Below are 16304 nucleotides of genomic sequence, written 5' to 3'. Positions count from 1 at the left end.
CATGCAATTATTAAAACTATCCGATACCGTCGATTTCATGCGCCTTCGCATTCCTGCGATGGTGCTTTCTACAGTCCTTATTCTTGGCTCGTTCATTTCATTAGGTGTGAATAGCTTAAACTGGGGGCTTGACTTCACTGGCGGTACTCTAATTGAAGTGGGTTATGAAGATGCAGCGAATCTAGAGGGTATTCGTACGCAGCTTAACAATGCAAACTTTGAAGATGCCATTGTTCAAAACTTCGGTAGCAGTCAAGACGTACTTATTCGCATTGCACCGCGTGATGGCGTTAAAGCTGCCACTATTGGTGAGCAAGTTTTAGCAGCACTGCGCGCAGATGGCACTGCGGTTGATATGCGTCGTATCGAGTTTGTCGGACCTAATGTGGGTGAAGAGCTTACAGAGCAGGGCGGCTTAGCTATGCTTGTCGCGCTAATTTGTATTTTGGTGTACGTTGCAATGCGTTTTGAATGGCGTTTTGCATTAGGCTCAGTGTCAGCGCTAGCTCATGACGTTATTCTTACTTTAGGTCTATTCTCTGTGCTACAGATTGAATTTGACTTAACGGTGCTTGCCGCTGTACTTGCGGTTATCGGTTACTCACTGAACGATACCATCGTTGTATCTGATCGTATTCGCGAGAACTTCCGCAAAATCCGTAAGGGTGAACCCGTAGAGATTATCAACATCTCACTGACGCAAACTTTAAACCGTACCATCATTACATCACTAACTACGGTGTTAGTATTGGTAGCCTTATTTTATAAGGGCGGTGCGCTAATTCACGGGTTTGCGACTGCATTGTTATTTGGTGTGGTAGTAGGTACTTACTCGTCAGTCTATATCGCGAGTTCAGTAGCGCTTGCGTTGGGTATCAGTAAAGAAGACTTGATGCCGCCTCAGGTGGAAAAAGAAGGTGCGGATTTAGACCCTATGCCCTAATGCACTTGCATAGCAATAAAGCAAAAAAACCGCATCAATGATGCGGTTTTTTTGTATAAGGATAGAGCGTTTTCACACTCTTTATGGTGCTAAAACCTGCTTTAAGCTGTCTTTGTAGCGCCTCGAAAGCAATACAGTGTGGCCGTTGTTTAGCGTAATAAGGCCGTCATAGGTTTCGCCATAACTAATAGATTGTATAGAAGGAATTCTAACGGCATGCGAGCGGTGAACGCGCATAAAGCTCTGCCCAGCTCCTTCTTTGCAAAATCTGCTTAACGTATATCGCAGTGGGTAAACGCCAAGGTGAGTGTGTAAGTTGATATAGTTGCCTGAGGCTTCCACTCGCTGAACATCAGATACCTTAACCAAGAATTCTTTATTGAGTTTTTTTACCAGTAAGTAGTCAGGCAGTGTTTGAGCTTCACTTTCAACTTCGGGAAGCGAGGTATCACTTTTAATCAATGACGCTTCGCCTATTAGTCGCTGATAGCCAAATCGCGCGATATAATAAAAGGTTACAAGCGTAATATATCCCCACACATCTTTTCGGTATTCGTATACAAACTCACTAAGCCACGCCCCAAAGTCGTAACTACGTTCAGACATCAAATAGGCGAGCTTGCGCAGGCCAACCATGATAACGACATGGGCAACTGAAAATACGCTGGCAAATACGAAGTGCCATCCCAACCAAACGGCGCTGGGCTTTTTACTTTTATCAAGAATACGTATGGCAAAAATTAGGGGAATAACCAATATCGCAGTACTTAGTGCACTGCTGTATTCCCATACATAAGGCTCCCACAGTGCCACGTTATTAGTTTCACTTCGCGAAAATTCCGTCCAGCTAGATGCAGCATTTATTGAGTTATTAATGAATAGATACACGACGAGTAAAAGAAATGCCGCGTATTTATGTTTTGGCTCAGTATCGCGAAGATACTGGCTCCATTTTTCATCCCAACTATTCACCGCTTATCCCTAAATCCTTTGTTTTTCGTCACTTAGGCCTTGGTCGTCAAAAACGAAACGCATTAGATATACCAAGTTAATTTGTCACTATTGAATAGGAGTGAGGGCATTGACGCAAGCATATGTTGTTAATCAGCCACGATCAGTTTCTGAGCAAGTAGGTGCGTTTGCACCAGAAAAGGCAACAGCTCAAACGCGGTTATCACAGCGCTACGTTGAGTTGGATGCGTTGCGCGTTATCGCGTTTGGTATTTTGATCTTGTACCACATTGGCATGTTTTATGTTCTTGACTGGGGGTGGCATATAAAAAGCGATGTACAATTTTCATGGCTGCAAGACGTTATGATCCTGACTAATCAATGGCGTATGTCGTTGCTATTTCTTATTTCTTCCATGGTGTTTACTGTTGTATTGAACCGAGGTTATCACACCCGCCAGTCTCGCTGGGTGTTTTCGGCTAACGTACTAGGTAAGCGAATTTTGCGAATAATGGTACCGTTATTGTTTGGCATGTTTGTTATCGTGGCACCACAAGTCTTCGTTGAGTGGACGGCGAGTGGCATACTCGAAATGCCGTTTATTGATTTCTACCTTGCTTATATCAACCCCAATACCGAATTGTTTACAGACAAACAGTCGATAATTGGCTTACTTACTTGGAACCACCTGTGGTTTTTGCCTTACCTTTTTGTTTATAGCGTATTTGTATTGATATTGTTTCCATTTGTACGACTCATAAGCGAGGTCAAATCTACCTTACTTGATAGCCTCGCGTTGTTTAGTGTTGTGGCGGTGGCATTGATGACTTATATCTGGCTTGAGCTGCGCATGGCTTACCCGACAACCCATGATCTTGTCAGCGACTGGTACAGCCATGCAAAATACTTTTTGGTGATGCTGGTGGGCATGGTGATCGTGCTTCGACCTGCGCTATACAAGGCAATTATGAAAGCTCGCTATATAAGCCTTACTATGGCGATAACGCTGTATAGTGTGATTATACTAGACCGCCATGACATGCTTGGTGCGACAGGAGAATTAATGGAATCCTCCTTAAGCTTTCGCGTGTTAGTCGGCGTTATTGTTGTGCTTAATCACTGGGCATGGCTTGCGGCAATTTTAGGGTTTGCCCAAAAGTACTTATCTAAACCGAGCAAACTTCTTCGCTACTTAAACCGTGGCGTGCTGCCTTACTACATGGTTCATCAAACACTCATCGTGGTCGCTGCGTTTTATTTGAACTCCCGCGTTTCCTCTACCATGGCAGAGTTTATCGGTATCACGCTTGTAACATTTGTTGGGTGCGCAATTACCTATGAGATTGCTAAACGGTTTTTGGTGCTGCGTTTTTTGTTTGGCTTGAAGCTAAAGCATGCCCCAAAGAGTAAGTAGAAAAAAACGGGTTAAATAGCCGAGTGAAAGTGAATGTGTTTGTCTTTCGACAACATGGTGATACTTACAAAAAAGGCGCTATTTTTGATAGCGCCTTTCGATTTATGCGTTGTGTTATAGCTGTCTGAGCTAGGTCACTTATTTTAGGTGCTTAACAAGACCTTGAACAACTTTCACACTACCTGCGACAATTTCGCCTTTGTGTAATGGATCGTTACCGCCTTTAAAGTCTGTTACTAGGCCGCCAGCTTCACGAACAATAAGCTCGCCTGCTGCGATGTCCCAAGACTTTATGCCGCGCTCCCAGTAACCGTCGTGGCGACCAGCCGCAACGTAGGCAAGATCAAGTGCAGCACTACCACCGCGACGAATGTCACCCACTTCATGGAAAATCTTGTTCAGGCTTAGCGCATACTCGCCAAACTGAGATTTGTTCTTAAACGGTAGGCCCGTTGCAATAATAGTTTCAGTAAGGTCGCGAGGCTTAGAGGCACGAATACGGTAACCGTTTAGCTGTGCACCTTGACCACGGCTTGCAGTGAACAGTTCGCTACGGATAGGGTCGAATACAACCGCTTGGTCTAAACGACCTTTGTGTAAAAGTGCAATAGAAACGGCAAAGTGAGGAATGCCTTTAACAAAATTGGTGGTGCCATCTAGCGGGTCGATAATCCACTGATAATCAGTTTCTTTCCCGTGAATTTCACCCATTTCTTCGCCCAAGAAGCAGTGCTCTGGGTACGATTGCTGAATTTTGTAAACAATAGCTTGTTCTGCTTCTTTATCAACTTGTGTAACAAAGTCGTTCAAGCCTTTAGACTCAGTTGCAACTTCATTATGTTTTTCAAAACCACGAACAATAACTGTTCCAGCCGCACGCGCAGCGCGCACCGCAATATTCAGCATAGGATGCATAGATAAACCACCAATTGTAAAAGACCAATGAAACTAACTAGCTGTACAAAAAATAGCTAATTGTTTTCGAAAACGGGCGGAGTCTACCAGAATCATTCTGTGATGCAAATGAAATTACCTCGACGTTGTTCGCCGTTTAAAATAGAAGTGGAAAGAAAAAGCGGTGAATAGCCATCTATACTGCCGCTATGCTACAATCGCCGCACGGTAAAAATAGTAAGAAAGCCTGCAGCATAGCAGCTATTTCATTTTAGAAAGTACGTAGGTATCACCCCCATGCTTGAAAACATCCGCATTATTTTGGTTAACACCTCTCACACGGGCAATATCGGTTCAACGGCACGCGCCATGAAAACCATGGGCTTAAGTAGCCTGTATCTTGTTGACCCCGTTAACGAGCCAGATGGACAAGCGAGTGCGCTTGCAGCTGGTGCAGGCGATGTACTTGCTAACGCGAAAATAGTCAGCACGTTGGAAGAGGCGGTTAAAGACTGCGGTTTGGTGGTAGGTACTTCGGCGCGCTCGCGTACGCATTCATGGCCTATGCTTGGTCCTCGTGATTGTGGTGAAAAACTGGTTCAAGAAGTTGAAAAATACCCTGTTGCTTTGGTATTTGGCCGCGAAAACAGCGGGCTGACTAATGAAGAATTGCAACAGTGCCATTTCCACATGTGTATTCCAGCGAACCCTGAATATAGCTCATTGAATTTGGCTGCAGCAGTGCAAACCTTATGCTATGAGATCCGCATGGCTTTCCTTAATCGCGAATCATACCCGAGCGTAGAAGAAGAATACCCGCTTAATGAAGATTTAGAACGTTTTTATGTGCACTTGGAGTCAACGCTAGAAAGCACGTCGTTTATTCGTAAGAGTCATCCTGGTGTGGTGATGACAAAGCTACGTCGCTTATTTAACCGTGCCCGCCCTGAGTCGCAAGAGTTAAACATTCTTCGCGGTATTTTGGCGTCTATCGATAAGTCGGTAAAGCAAGCGGACACTGATAAAGAGTAACGCGTTATGTTCTCCCGAATTAAAGACGACATTCAGGGGGTTTTCCATCGTGACCCCGCCGCACGTAATACGTTTGAAGTACTGACGAATTATCCGGGACTACACGCGGTGTGGCTGCATCGTGTAAGCCATAAACTATGGCGTGCAAACTGGAAATGGTTAGCGCGCACGCTTTCAACTTTCAGTCGTTGGTTAACGGGCATTGAGATCCACCCGGGGGCCACATTAGGACGACGCGTATTTATCGATCACGGTATGGGCGTTGTTATCGGTGAAACCGCTGAAATTGGTGACGACGTCACGCTGTATCACGGCGTGACGCTTGGCGGCACCAGTTGGAAAGCCAGTAAACGGCACCCAACGCTAATGAAGGGCGCGGTCGTGGGGGCCGGGGCAAAAGTATTGGGGCCTATTGTTATCGGAGAGAATGCCAAAGTCGGCTCTAACTCTGTTGTGGTAAAAGACATTCCTGATGGCGCGACGGCGGTGGGTATTCCTGGTCGTATTATTATTTCCAAGCAAAAGGAAATCTCGGCGGCTACAAATCCGCAGCGCGACAAAATAGCGCAGAAGTATGGTTTTGATGCCTATGCTGTTGCGCCCGATAATCCAGACCCGGTGGCAAATGCAATGGGGATCATGCTGGAGCACATGCATCAAATGGACACAAAAGTCGAAGAAATGTGCAAGGTTATCCAGTCGCTTGGTGGCGACGTATGTACCGATAATTTGCATAATATTAGCGCTGAAGACTTTGCTGATACGGGCATTGAACTAACAGATTCTCAGCAGCGCGAAAAAGCCCACTCATCATTCGATCCTGCTATTTAGTAAACTTGATATAATTAATCGATAATACTGTAGCTTCCAATCCAAAGCTGGAATGATGATCTTCGAATTAATTGGGGTTGTGGGGCAAAGTTTCAAATAGCCCTTTTGCAGAATTTCAGAATCTGGCTGGATGGAGGGTATACTTGCAGAACCGTTTTGGAATCGGTATGTCTCTATAAAATAAAGACTCACGTTGATATTTAATATTTTCAACTTATGGCAGAAAGCATAGCTCGCAGTGGTGTAATGTGCAAAGCTAGTTTTGTGAAAATCGACTAATTTAAGATTTGTTTGGAGAGTGCTCTTTAGGTAAGAACCTAGCTATAATACTTTAATCGGACAATCACCAAGTCTAGTATTTTATAAACTTTTAGTCTCATAATCCTCAACAATCAAACGATGTCCAGTAAAAACAACCTGATAATCCTTTGCTTCATTCGAGTTTGCAAAGGCCACTTCTGACACCTCCGCGTATTTGTCCATTACGGTTTTAAGCTCGCCGACGAGTTTAAGATAAACAGGCTGTGTTAGTCGCATAGGTTTAACTCTTAAAAAATAATCTTCATCTTCCTTGTCATCAACCATAACGGCTTTATAACTTACTTCCATCATGTGGCTTATATGCCGATTTATGACCTTACTTTTTTTGTCAAATCCGATCGGCGCCTTTACCAAAATCTCAACGTTGTTTTTAGGATTAAGTTTAATGAGTTGAACGCCTTCGAGCTTTCTTAAGTAAATGTAGGTCGAAAGTTGAGTCAATTCATGTTCTTTTTCAATTTCTTGAGGTGATTTACAGTTATAAAAAAGTTCTACAAAATACGACCAAAGCTTAGGCTCTTCAAAAAAAGCCTTGTCTTGTTCCTCTGTAAAAAAACTCTGCGTTGGTTTCGTTCTTCCCTTTGGAACAAGCAATTCTGCCAAGTCCAAATTTAATAGCTCGCTCAGAAACATCATGCGAGACAATGAAATATTTGCGTTGTTCAACATACGTTTGACAGTAACCTCGGAGGTATCCATTAAATCGGCAAGTACTGAATATTTAATGCCTTTGGCTTTCAGTTCTTTTTTTATTAGTGTCAATCCGTTCTGAATAGATAAACTCAATGTTGACGTGTTCTCTTGATATCTCTGCATTTTTAGTATCACTAAATGTCTCTGTTGGTTTCACTAAATGATACCACAACGATTCTGGCTCTATAACCTTGGAAAACTGTTAACATGTGCCTAGAGTTTAATCAGGGCAATAATCGAAATGTCTAATAATCAACGCACCGAACAAACTACAAGTAGTTTTCAATGGTTATACCCGCTACTTGTCGCAATGGTTGTTGCGACACTGGTTAAATTATCAATAACCCGACTTACGTCAGTTGACTGGCAAAGCAGTTACAGCTGGGGACTTTATTTTGGCTGCTATTCACTAGCAATAGTCATATTTAGGCAGCGACAAAAAAACAGTAAAAAGCAGCTGAGCAAACACCCGTCTTACTCGTGGCCTATGCCGGGTTTAAAAGGGAGACTAGGCATTGGTGTAAAAACTATTGTCTTCGTACTTTCAAATCTGCTTTCTCTACTCAACCCTTTTCTTTTGTTTCAGCAAATTAGACTCACTTTCGGGATGATCTGCGTAAGTTATCGAATTAGAGGACGTGAAGAATACATCAAGAACTATGAGGTAAAAGCTCGCTATCGCTTACCATTTTGCGGTGGATGGTTGATTTATCATGGAGGTACAACTCCGGAAACGTCTCATTCTTGGAATGTTCTTAATCAGAGATATGCTTACGATTTTGTTGTTTCTGATAATACCTACAAAAGGCATACAGGGACAGGCTTTGACGTAAGCGACTACAAATGTTACGGCAAGGATATTCTTTCAGCGGCTGACGGTGAAGTAATTAAAGTCGTTAATGGAGTAAAAGATTCACCTTTTATTGGTTGGTTCTTTATTAACGCTATGTCAAAACAAGCTGCTGGAAATCACTTAATAATTAAGCACGAAGAAGGTGAGTATGGCTTCTATGCGCATTTGATTAAAGATTCAATTCCATTAAAGGTTGGCGACAAGGTAATTGCGGGTCAATTCATAGGTAAGTGTGGTTTCTCAGGTAGTACGACAGAACCTCATTTGCATTTTCACCTCCAAGACACACCGTCATTCTACAGCTCAGTCGGTCTGCCTTTGAAGTTTGAAAACATAGCAATAGATTGCGTCAAGTTTGATAAGTCAACTATTCAAAGAGGTACAGTGGTAAATAATGTAATTGAATCAATACAGACATAGATGCAAAAGCACGAACTACCTGCAATATAGACTTTTTAAAAACGGGTCGAATAAAGGTTTTTTGAAATTCATGTGTAATTTAAAACCAAACTTTTAGGCAAGCAACGTTCACATTTTATAAGGATTATTTATGAAACTAATAAAACTATTATTGATTAGCGTAGCGCTAATATCGATGGCGTCCCACGCGGAAAGCCAAAAGAAAGTTCTGATTATCGCTTCTAACATGGTCGACATGGGCGATCCAGAAAAGCATGAAGCGAGAAACAATCTATTAGAGTTCGCTCCTCCTTACCATGTATTTGTCAGTCATGGTTTTGACGTTGATTTTGTCTCGCCAAAAGGTGGAAAAGTAGAATTTATGATGTCACCACATGGTATAAGCAGCTACACCATCAAGTATGAAGGTTTTTTAGACAAAGCGAACGCAACGCTGCGACCAATGGAAGTAAAACCCGAAGATTATTGGGGCGTGTTTATTGGAGGTGGATATGGCGTCATGTTCGATGTTGCCAACAATAAAGCGATTCATTCAATCATAAGAAAGGTCTATGAGTCAGGTGGAATTATTGGTGTTGGTGGCCACGGCTCTGCTGGAATTGCCAACGTTACACTGTCTAACGGTGAGTTTATGGTAAGAGGAAAAAAGGTTGCTGGTTTTCCAAATTCTACAGAAACATCTAAGTCTTGGGCTAAACAAGGGACCTTACTGCCTTTTCTCATTGAAACCCAGCTGAACAAAAATGGCGCTATTGCGTTAAACAAGGACTCGTTAGAAGACAAACATTCCGTGGTAATCGATGAACGTATTGTATCCACTATGTTTTTGCCATCTGCTGCCTTAGTAGCTAAAGAAATGATATTAGAATCAGATTTGCAATAAACGGGTACATCTTGTTCAAACAAGGTAAGCAGGCAGGGGCAAACGTTTAATTTCGTAGAAGAGAATAAAGAGATTTTGGATTGAAAAAAATAAATCTGAAGGAAAAGTTTTCAAGTGTCAGCGAATATTGGTCACCCAAAGTGATTGCTGAAATGAACGACTATCAATTTAAGTTAGCCAAATTCAAAGATGATTTTATTTGGCACAAGCATGATGATACTGACGAAACCTTTCTCGTTGTTGAGGGGGAAATGACAATCTCATTGATGGACGAAGAAGTTCATCTTACTCCGGGAGAAATATTTGTTGTTCCAAAGGGCGTTAAGCATAAACCTTCGGCTACACGAGAGTGCAAGGTTTTACTTGTTGAACCGAAAGGTGTAGTGAATACAGGTGAGGCAGGCTGTGATTTAACAGCTGAGAATGATGTGTGGATTTAGGCTAATTGCCAATCTGGTCTGCGGAAGCTATAGGGGATAGCCCCTTCTTAGCCACATTCGGCAATTTTTAAATATCAGGGAAATGCAATGATTGTAGAAAGGGTAGTACCAGAGGATTACTCCGAAATGCTGGAAGTGTGGGAGAGTTCAGTAAGAGCGACACATGACTTTATTTCAGACGAAGACATTAAGTTTTATAAACCCATCATTGTCCAACAAGCGTTTCCAGCTGTCTCATTACGGTGTGTAAAAAGTGAAAGTGGCTCAATTCTTGGATTTGTGGGAGTTCATGGTTCCAAAATAGAAATGTTGTTTATTTTAAATGAGGCAAGAGGGCACGGCTTTGGAGCATTATTGCTCAAATATGCAATAGAAGAACTTAATGCTAACAAAGTTGATGTGAACGAGCAAAACCCTCAAGCAGTCGGCTTTTATGAACATATGGGATTTAAAGTAGAATCCCGTTCACCGCTGGATGACATGGGCAAGCCATTTCCACTCCTGCATATGACACTTTGATTCGGAATGTTTCTCATGTATTCACGAATTATAATTTTAAAACGTTAATGAAAAGTGGCCCGTTTTTTTAATTTGGTTTTTAGTGAATCGTTGTGCGCATTAATTATGTATAGGAAACAGGCATAAAATCGTGGGTAGAATAAGCACATTGGTAATCTCGAGATTGAAAGAATGTCCAGGTGACATAAAGACAGTTGCTCATTGGTATTACCAAGAGTGGGATTGCAGAAACACTACAGCTACAGCCTTAGATACTATTGATCAAATTACCAAATTTGACGAGCGAATTGGTTTTGTTGCTCATATCAATGGTAAGCCAGTTGGGGCGGCAGAGATAAGTTTTGTTAAGTCGTCTAGTTGTCCTGATTGTAAAAACTGGATAGATGGTATCTATGTACTAAAGCCGTATAGAGGGATTGGTGTTTCGGATGCCTTGATTAAATACGCTATTTTAGAAGCTAAAGCTTTAAATTTAGTCGTTCTACATCTCCGTTGCGAAGAGCACTTGATTCGCCTTTATGAAAAGTATGGCTTCAAAGTCATCTCTCAAGATGGTTGCAAGTTTGTAATGGAATTAGAAATTTAAGCTTGAAACTATGGAAGTTCGATTAGTAACAGTCTCTATAGCCAAATATGAAATATTGTCGTGCCTAACTCTAGGCGCAATTTTTTCGGTAAGTAAATCTAGTCGAATCAATGCTGCAAATTTTATGTCTCGACTAAGTGTAGAAGAAGGTTTATAAGAAAAGTGGAAAGGTAAAATGCCTGTTTTATACGACGTTGCGACTTAGCAGTTTCAGCTATGTTTTACTTCGAATTATGTCCATATTTGGCAACAATTCCTCTTTTACTTACGAAAGTATTATTAAAAGGATAATTACAATATGTATAGCCTTTGATTTTGGATATTAAGTAAATAGTCAACTAGTAGAATCACAATGAAACGAATTTCTCTCAAACCAATACTGCGCATGGGCGCTGCACTTGTAACTATCTCAAGTATCTACTTATTCGCACCATGGGAGTTTGGCCTCTATTACCTAAAGCCGATACCAAAGACAATTGAACAAGAGCTGTCTAGTGCTGTTAGTGAAGGATTGGATGGCATTATAGTTTATGTAGTTCAGAAGGACAAAGACCCTGAATATTATGCCGAGGGCTTCCACAACAGGGATGAGAAAATTAAAGCTTATCCGCAAGCTCTATTTAAGATAGCAAGTATTGCCAAGCTCTATGATGCCTCCGCAGCGGTTAAGCTTGCAGCTAGAGGTCAGTTGTCATTGGACCACACTCTCGCTTTTTATCTTCCCGAACTAAGTCGGAGAATTCAAAATTCCGACAGGATCACGCTGCGCATGATGATCCAACACAGGAGTGGTATTCCGAATTTTACCGATAATGAAAATTTCAATTGGGGGGAGTCTTCCTTAGATATGCTGGAGTTAATTCTTGACCAACCAGCTGACTTCGAACCGAATTCTGACTACCGCTACTCAAATTCCAATTATTATTTACTCCAAAGAATAATGACTAAGGTACTCGGTTATGATTATGGACGGTTTATCAAAGAAGAAATGTTAGCTCCACTGGGCATAACAGATACCTATATGTCTGTAAATGAAGTTGATCAAACCAAGTTGATGAGTGGGTATTATGTTGGATATTCGGAAGACTTTAAGCATCTAGATCAAGGCATGGTATCAACCGCTGAAGACGTTGGCCAGTTCTTGGGAGCACTCAATAAAGGCTCATTATTTACTCGAAAAGAAGCTGAGATCTACAAAGAGCTATATGAATTCCAACATGACGGTTGGGTTCTGGGTTACTGGAGTCGAGCACGTTACTATCAAGATATTGACACAATTGTCATCCAATTCGTGAACACTACAGGAAACGATACTTTATTACTTTCACAAATTATCCATGATCGCATTGTCGACATCATAAGGAGGAGGCAATCACCCACCATTTGACACCTACTATCCATCGCACCTTATGAATAATACACAACGAAAATGGCGCTTTCATAGACACTAGAATTTATTTACTCGGACTGATGAGTATAAAAGGAAATGCGATGAAAATTTTCTATCCTTTTTGGCAGATACTTTTTACGTTTTCAAATTACAGGATGTTGCTTTAACGCGTCAATCCGGTATGAACCTAATTGAAAGCGCATTTCTTCATCCTGACAACTTCAAAATAAATATTAACGCTGGATATTATTTGAGTTAGGCAGGTCGCGTTAAAACTTTTCCAATTGAGTCGACAAAAAATCATATACGAAGCGTATTCGCTTGTTTTTACGGAGTTCTGAATGGCTAACTAACCATGAACTGTATTCATATAATGAACGGCTATCAGGGTATAAACACTCAAGTTCACTTATTGTTCCGTGAAAATTAACGGGCAGCAAAATAAAACCTAAGCCACGTTTTGCCAATTCAATTTGACTAAGCTGAAAATCACTTATTGATACATAGTCAATCTGCTTCTCGTTTAGACCTCCAGTCACTAAAATTTGTGTCATAAAGTCAGTATCGTTAAAGCCAATAATAGGAATTTTTTGCCCATTTAAATTGGCGTTACGAAATGTTTTGCACAACTCAGGAGTCCCATAGAGACTTACTTGTCTACTACCTATCTTACGGATGATTAGCGCTTCTTCTTCAGGTCTATAGTGTCTTATCGCGATATCAGCATTTCTGTGCAGTAAATCGGCCGTGTCATTTGAAACTTCTAACCTTATCTGAATGGTCGGCTCCAGTTTTTTTAGTTCAGAAATCATCGCAGGCATGGTGAATACTGCACCAATTTCGCTAACTGCAATAGTAACTGTTCCAATGTGAGCTAACGTAGCTCCTTTGGCTACTATGATAGTCTCACTCGCAACTTTCTCCATTCCTTGCAATACCTCAACAATTCGCTCTCCTTGCGGTGTCAGGAATAAATTATTCTTGCTGCGCTCGAACAATACGATCCCTAAGTTTTTTTCCAAAGCGGAAATCCGCCTGCCTACAGTTGGCTGACTAGTGCGTAGTATCTTTGATGCTGCTGTTAAAGAACCTGTCTCAGCCGTGCGCAGAAACGCTTTAGCATCGTTCCAATCGAAATCCATACGTGGCCCTCTCATCGCTTAGTATTTCCAGTATACATATTTGTATACTGAGTCAACACGGAAAAAATGAGCATCTGGCCATAGCTAATGCTAATTTCGACGACACCAAATTTATCGAAGAGTGAAGTGGCTATATGCAGACAAACGTTAAAGCAGCGAATTTTTGGAACCGGATTTCAAAAAGGTATGCCAAGAAAGCTGTGCCTAACGAGGAGATTTATCTGCGCAAAGTAGAGCTTACCCAAGCGTATCTTCTTTCCAGTGATTCCGTATTGGAGTTTGGCTGTGGTACAGGTAGCACTGCAATTATGCATGCTTCAAAAGTAGAAAGGGTTGAAGCCACAGATATCTCGCCAGCAATGATTGAAATAGCCAAAGAGCGCGCGAGTGCCGCCAATGTTTCAAATGTATCTTTTGAAGTAGGTGCGTTGGAAGATTTTAACTTCAAACCTGATTCTTATAATGCTGTTTTGGGGCTAAACGTTATGCATTTAGTTGAGAATCCCTCGTCTACTTTGACCGAGATCCATAGAGTATTAAGAGAGGGGGGCGTGTTTGTCTCAAGCACACCACTTATACAAAATGAATTTGTGATCGTGAGGTGGCTTGTGAAATTTGTTCAATTTATAGGGCTAGTGCCGAAAATACACTCCTTCAAGAGAGAAGAATACCTCGATTTGGTTTCTGAAGCCGGGTTTGATGCAGTTTTTGCATGGACTCCAAGTGAAAACAGTATTTTTGTGATAGCAAAAAAGTTGGCGCCTAAAGACTAAATAAGTACTCATGTTCAAAACTTGGATAAGTCAAAATCTGACAATCTGACAGATAGAAGAGGTCCAAATCTGTCAGTCTTGTTTGACCAAATCTGCCTGTCAGGGAATAAGAAAATCAGGCTGCTATTACCATATTTTCTTATTTGAATTAAATCATAAAAACCTTCTAAATTGACGTTTCTATTGGAAACAGGAAGTGTTGTTTAAATTTGGTTTCTTTTGAAACCGCATTCTAAAAGGTCTTGGATTCCATAATCGTTAGAAACCGTTCCAGCTTTGGATTGGAAAATACAATACCTGACTAAAATACTAGGTCTTATACTTGACCATTTTAGTCGGGTATGTGAGAATTCGCGTCATTAAAGAATGGCGGGAGAATTCAATGAAACTCACTTCTAAAGGTCGCTACGCAGTTACAGCAATGTTAGACGTTGCTCTACATTCCAAACGCGGTCCTGTACCTCTTGCCGATATATCAGAACGTCAAGAAATATCCTTATCGTACTTAGAACAACTTTTCTCTCGATTGCGTAAAGAGCAACTGGTAGATAGCGTAAGAGGTCCTGGTGGCGGTTATCTGCTGGGCAAAGAAGCGTGTGACATCGCCATTGGTGAGGTTATACGCGCGGTAGACGAATCGATTGACGCAACCCGCTGCCAAGGGCAAGCCGACTGTCAGGGCGGTGATCGATGCCTCACTCATAGCTTGTGGCAAGATTTAAGCGATAGGATTTCAGTATTTTTAGACTCAATTACGTTGGGTGAACTCATGGCTAAACGTGATGTTCAAGAAGTCGCTGGTCGTCAAGATAGCGCCACATCCCTTCGCAATATCGCCAACGATATTGAAGTTAGTATCCAACTTTAAACAGGTTTCGAGTCACACATGGCTTTATCAACTCCAATTTATCTCGACTATGCTGCTACAACGCCTGTAGATCCGGCTGTGGCACAGGCGATGGCAAAGTGCCTTACCTTAGATGGAAACTTTGGCAACCCAGCGTCTCGAAGCTATCGTTTTGGCTGGATGGCTGAAGAAGCGGTAGACGTTGCACGAAACCAAGTAAGCGACGCACTTAATTGCGACCCGCGTGAAATAGTACTTACGTCTGGCGCTACAGAATCAAACAACCTTGCTATTAAAGGTGTAGCAGAAGGGTATGCCGCGAAAGGTAAGCATATCATTACGGTTAACACTGAACATAAAGCGGTGTTAGACACGTGTGAATATCTTGAAGGTCAAGGTTTCGAAGTGACTTACTTAGCCGTACAACAAGATGGCCTGATTAACCTTAATGAGTTAAAAAATGCCATGCGCGAAGACACAATATTGGTGTCTGTGATGCACGTAAATAATGAATTGGGCGTTATTCAGGATGTTCAAACTATTGGTGAAATGTGTCGCGAGAAAGGCATTTTGTTTCACGTTGATGGCGCACAAAGTGTCGGCAAGATAGACATCGATTTGTCCACTTTGCCTATCGACCTGCTGTCAATCTCTGCCCATAAAATGTATGGGCCAAAGGGGATGGGGGCGTTATATGTCCGTCGTCGTCCTAAAATTCAGTTAGCGGCGCAAATACATGGCGGCGGTCACGAGCGCGGTATGCGTTCCGGTACGCTTGCTACCCACCAAATTGTTGGTATGGGGGAAGCCATAGCGCTGGCATACCAAAATTTAGCACAAGAAAGTAAGCGCGTTACTTCTCTTCGTGAATCGTTATGGCAGGGGCTAAGTAAAATTGATGACGTGCTGCTAAATGGCCATGAAACACAGCGCGTCCCTGGAATTTTGAACGTCAGTTTTGCTGGCGTGGACGGCGAGAGTTTAATGATGGGCTTAAATGACATTGCGGTGTCATCAGGTTCAGCATGCACGTCAGCCAGTCTTGAACCCTCTTATGTACTAAAAGCGATTGGTCGAAGCAATGAACTTGCTCACGCCGGTATTCGCTTTAGTGTGGGTAGATTTACAACCCAAGAAGACATTGATTACGTAATAACGAAAGTAACTGACGTTGTGACTCGATTAAGAGACGCGGCGGCAGCATAAATAAAGGTTATAGCGTGTTAAAGAAATTTTAAGCTTGGTGACGGTAAATAAACGGCTGAATATTTGAGTGAATTAGTCGGGTATTATATAATACCGCACCAATTTTTTAGGCTGCCCTTTTTGTGGCAAGTGGTTTGTTTGAGTTTTGCGTGGTGATTTCTTTGAA

Annotated in this window: 17 protein-coding genes; 13 read left to right on the top strand and 4 right to left on the bottom strand. The window is 41.9% G+C overall.

Going from position 1 to position 16304, the window contains the following annotated elements:
- Position 1 precedes the first annotated feature (1 nt).
- The gene (gene secF / locus V6N89_RS14765) at positions 2-943 is read left to right on the top strand and encodes a protein translocase subunit SecF (RefSeq protein WP_338518213.1); all 942 of its coding nucleotides are present in this window, start codon (positions 2-4) and stop codon (positions 941-943) included.
- Positions 944-1024: 81 nt separating this feature from the next.
- Here the strand turns inward: secF and V6N89_RS14760 are convergent, their stop codons facing one another.
- A complete protein-coding gene (locus tag V6N89_RS14760) occupies positions 1025-1915 on the bottom strand; it encodes a LytR/AlgR family response regulator transcription factor (protein ID WP_346992871.1) in 891 nt (296 codons plus the stop codon).
- Positions 1916-2024: 109 nt separating this feature from the next.
- Between V6N89_RS14760 and V6N89_RS14755 the strand changes: the two genes are divergently transcribed.
- Positions 2025-3308, top strand: coding sequence for an acyltransferase family protein (locus V6N89_RS14755; RefSeq protein ID WP_338518211.1), 1284 nt, complete (start codon positions 2025-2027; stop codon positions 3306-3308).
- Between the two features lie 138 nt (positions 3309-3446).
- Here V6N89_RS14755 and suhB read toward each other — a convergent pair whose 3' ends face one another.
- Positions 3447-4223 carry an inositol-1-monophosphatase gene (gene suhB, locus V6N89_RS14750; RefSeq protein ID WP_274741271.1) on the bottom strand — a complete coding sequence of 259 codons (777 nt, stop codon included), beginning with the start codon at positions 4221-4223 and terminating at the stop codon, positions 3447-3449.
- Positions 4224-4499: 276 nt separating this feature from the next.
- Here suhB and trmJ point away from each other — a divergent pair, with 276 nt between their 5' ends.
- A complete protein-coding gene (trmJ, locus tag V6N89_RS14745) occupies positions 4500-5234 on the top strand; it encodes a tRNA (cytosine(32)/uridine(32)-2'-O)-methyltransferase TrmJ (protein ID WP_338518210.1) in 735 nt (244 codons plus the stop codon).
- Between the two features lie 6 nt (positions 5235-5240).
- Positions 5241-6065: a serine O-acetyltransferase gene (gene cysE / locus V6N89_RS14740; RefSeq protein ID WP_346992870.1), complete on the top strand. Its 825-nt coding sequence runs from the start codon at positions 5241-5243 to the stop codon at positions 6063-6065.
- A 360-nt stretch (positions 6066-6425) separates the two neighbouring features.
- Here the strand turns inward: cysE and V6N89_RS14735 are convergent, their stop codons facing one another.
- On the bottom strand, positions 6426-7172 hold the full coding sequence (locus tag V6N89_RS14735; RefSeq protein WP_338518208.1) for a helix-turn-helix domain-containing protein: 747 nt from the start codon (positions 7170-7172) through the stop codon (positions 6426-6428).
- Between the two features lie 148 nt (positions 7173-7320).
- Between V6N89_RS14735 and V6N89_RS14730 the strand changes: the two genes are divergently transcribed.
- The 6 genes from V6N89_RS14730 to V6N89_RS14705 all read left to right on the top strand — a co-directional run bounded on the left by V6N89_RS14730 (position 7321) and on the right by V6N89_RS14705 (position 12167).
- The gene (locus tag V6N89_RS14730) at positions 7321-8352 is read left to right on the top strand and encodes a M23 family metallopeptidase (protein WP_338518207.1); all 1032 of its coding nucleotides are present in this window, start codon (positions 7321-7323) and stop codon (positions 8350-8352) included.
- Positions 8353-8482: 130 nt separating this feature from the next.
- Positions 8483-9235: a type 1 glutamine amidotransferase domain-containing protein gene (locus V6N89_RS14725; protein WP_338518206.1), complete on the top strand. Its 753-nt coding sequence runs from the start codon at positions 8483-8485 to the stop codon at positions 9233-9235.
- A gap of 80 nt (positions 9236-9315) precedes the next feature.
- A complete protein-coding gene (locus V6N89_RS14720; RefSeq protein WP_338518205.1) occupies positions 9316-9675 on the top strand; it encodes a cupin domain-containing protein in 360 nt (119 codons plus the stop codon).
- 87 nt (positions 9676-9762) lie between these two features.
- Positions 9763-10194: a GNAT family N-acetyltransferase gene (locus tag V6N89_RS14715; RefSeq protein WP_338518204.1), complete on the top strand. Its 432-nt coding sequence runs from the start codon at positions 9763-9765 to the stop codon at positions 10192-10194.
- A 130-nt stretch (positions 10195-10324) separates the two neighbouring features.
- On the top strand, positions 10325-10780 hold the full coding sequence (locus V6N89_RS14710) for a GNAT family N-acetyltransferase (protein WP_338518203.1): 456 nt from the start codon (positions 10325-10327) through the stop codon (positions 10778-10780).
- A 352-nt stretch (positions 10781-11132) separates the two neighbouring features.
- Positions 11133-12167, top strand: coding sequence for a serine hydrolase domain-containing protein (locus tag V6N89_RS14705; RefSeq protein WP_346992869.1), 1035 nt, complete (start codon positions 11133-11135; stop codon positions 12165-12167).
- Between the two features lie 272 nt (positions 12168-12439).
- Here V6N89_RS14705 and V6N89_RS14700 read toward each other — a convergent pair whose 3' ends face one another.
- Complete coding sequence (locus tag V6N89_RS14700; RefSeq protein WP_338518201.1) at positions 12440-13312, bottom strand: LysR family transcriptional regulator; 873 nt, start codon at positions 13310-13312, stop codon at positions 12440-12442.
- A gap of 134 nt (positions 13313-13446) precedes the next feature.
- Here V6N89_RS14700 and V6N89_RS14695 point away from each other — a divergent pair, with 134 nt between their 5' ends.
- The 3 genes from V6N89_RS14695 to V6N89_RS14685 all read left to right on the top strand — a co-directional run bounded on the left by V6N89_RS14695 (position 13447) and on the right by V6N89_RS14685 (position 16138).
- Positions 13447-14085, top strand: a complete 639-nt coding sequence (locus V6N89_RS14695; RefSeq protein WP_338518200.1) for a class I SAM-dependent methyltransferase — start codon at positions 13447-13449, stop codon at positions 14083-14085.
- Positions 14086-14467: 382 nt separating this feature from the next.
- The gene (gene iscR, locus V6N89_RS14690) at positions 14468-14953 is read left to right on the top strand and encodes a Fe-S cluster assembly transcriptional regulator IscR (protein ID WP_338518199.1); all 486 of its coding nucleotides are present in this window, start codon (positions 14468-14470) and stop codon (positions 14951-14953) included.
- A gap of 18 nt (positions 14954-14971) precedes the next feature.
- Positions 14972-16138, top strand: coding sequence for an IscS subfamily cysteine desulfurase (locus V6N89_RS14685; RefSeq protein ID WP_346992868.1), 1167 nt, complete (start codon positions 14972-14974; stop codon positions 16136-16138).
- Positions 16139-16304 lie beyond the last annotated feature (166 nt).

Origin of the sequence: Alteromonas gracilis (assembly GCF_036870955.2) — a bacterium.
Lineage (GTDB): Bacteria > Pseudomonadota > Gammaproteobacteria > Enterobacterales > Alteromonadaceae > Alteromonas > Alteromonas gracilis_A.
This window is presented reverse-complemented; position numbering and strand designations above follow the sequence as displayed.

What these genes read in the sequence shown, in the direction of transcription:
- V6N89_RS14695 (WP_338518200.1), top strand. Translation starts at nt 13,447, where the DNA reads ATGCAGACAAACGTTAAAGCAGCGAATTTTTGGAACCGGATTTCAAAA.
- V6N89_RS14685 (WP_346992868.1), top strand. Translation starts at nt 14,972, where the DNA reads ATGGCTTTATCAACTCCAATTTATCTCGACTATGCTGCTACAACGCCT.
- secF (WP_338518213.1), top strand. Translation starts at nt 2, where the DNA reads ATGCAATTATTAAAACTATCCGATACCGTCGATTTCATGCGCCTTCGC.
- cysE (WP_346992870.1), top strand. Translation starts at nt 5,241, where the DNA reads ATGTTCTCCCGAATTAAAGACGACATTCAGGGGGTTTTCCATCGTGAC.
- V6N89_RS14730 (WP_338518207.1), top strand. Translation starts at nt 7,321, where the DNA reads ATGTCTAATAATCAACGCACCGAACAAACTACAAGTAGTTTTCAATGG.
- V6N89_RS14725 (WP_338518206.1), top strand. Translation starts at nt 8,483, where the DNA reads ATGAAACTAATAAAACTATTATTGATTAGCGTAGCGCTAATATCGATG.
- V6N89_RS14700 (WP_338518201.1), bottom strand. Translation starts at nt 13,312, where the DNA reads ATGGATTTCGATTGGAACGATGCTAAAGCGTTTCTGCGCACGGCTGAG.
- trmJ (WP_338518210.1), top strand. Translation starts at nt 4,500, where the DNA reads ATGCTTGAAAACATCCGCATTATTTTGGTTAACACCTCTCACACGGGC.
- V6N89_RS14705 (WP_346992869.1), top strand. Translation starts at nt 11,133, where the DNA reads ATGAAACGAATTTCTCTCAAACCAATACTGCGCATGGGCGCTGCACTT.
- iscR (WP_338518199.1), top strand. Translation starts at nt 14,468, where the DNA reads ATGAAACTCACTTCTAAAGGTCGCTACGCAGTTACAGCAATGTTAGAC.
- V6N89_RS14715 (WP_338518204.1), top strand. Translation starts at nt 9,763, where the DNA reads ATGATTGTAGAAAGGGTAGTACCAGAGGATTACTCCGAAATGCTGGAA.
- suhB (WP_274741271.1), bottom strand. Translation starts at nt 4,223, where the DNA reads ATGCATCCTATGCTGAATATTGCGGTGCGCGCTGCGCGTGCGGCTGGA.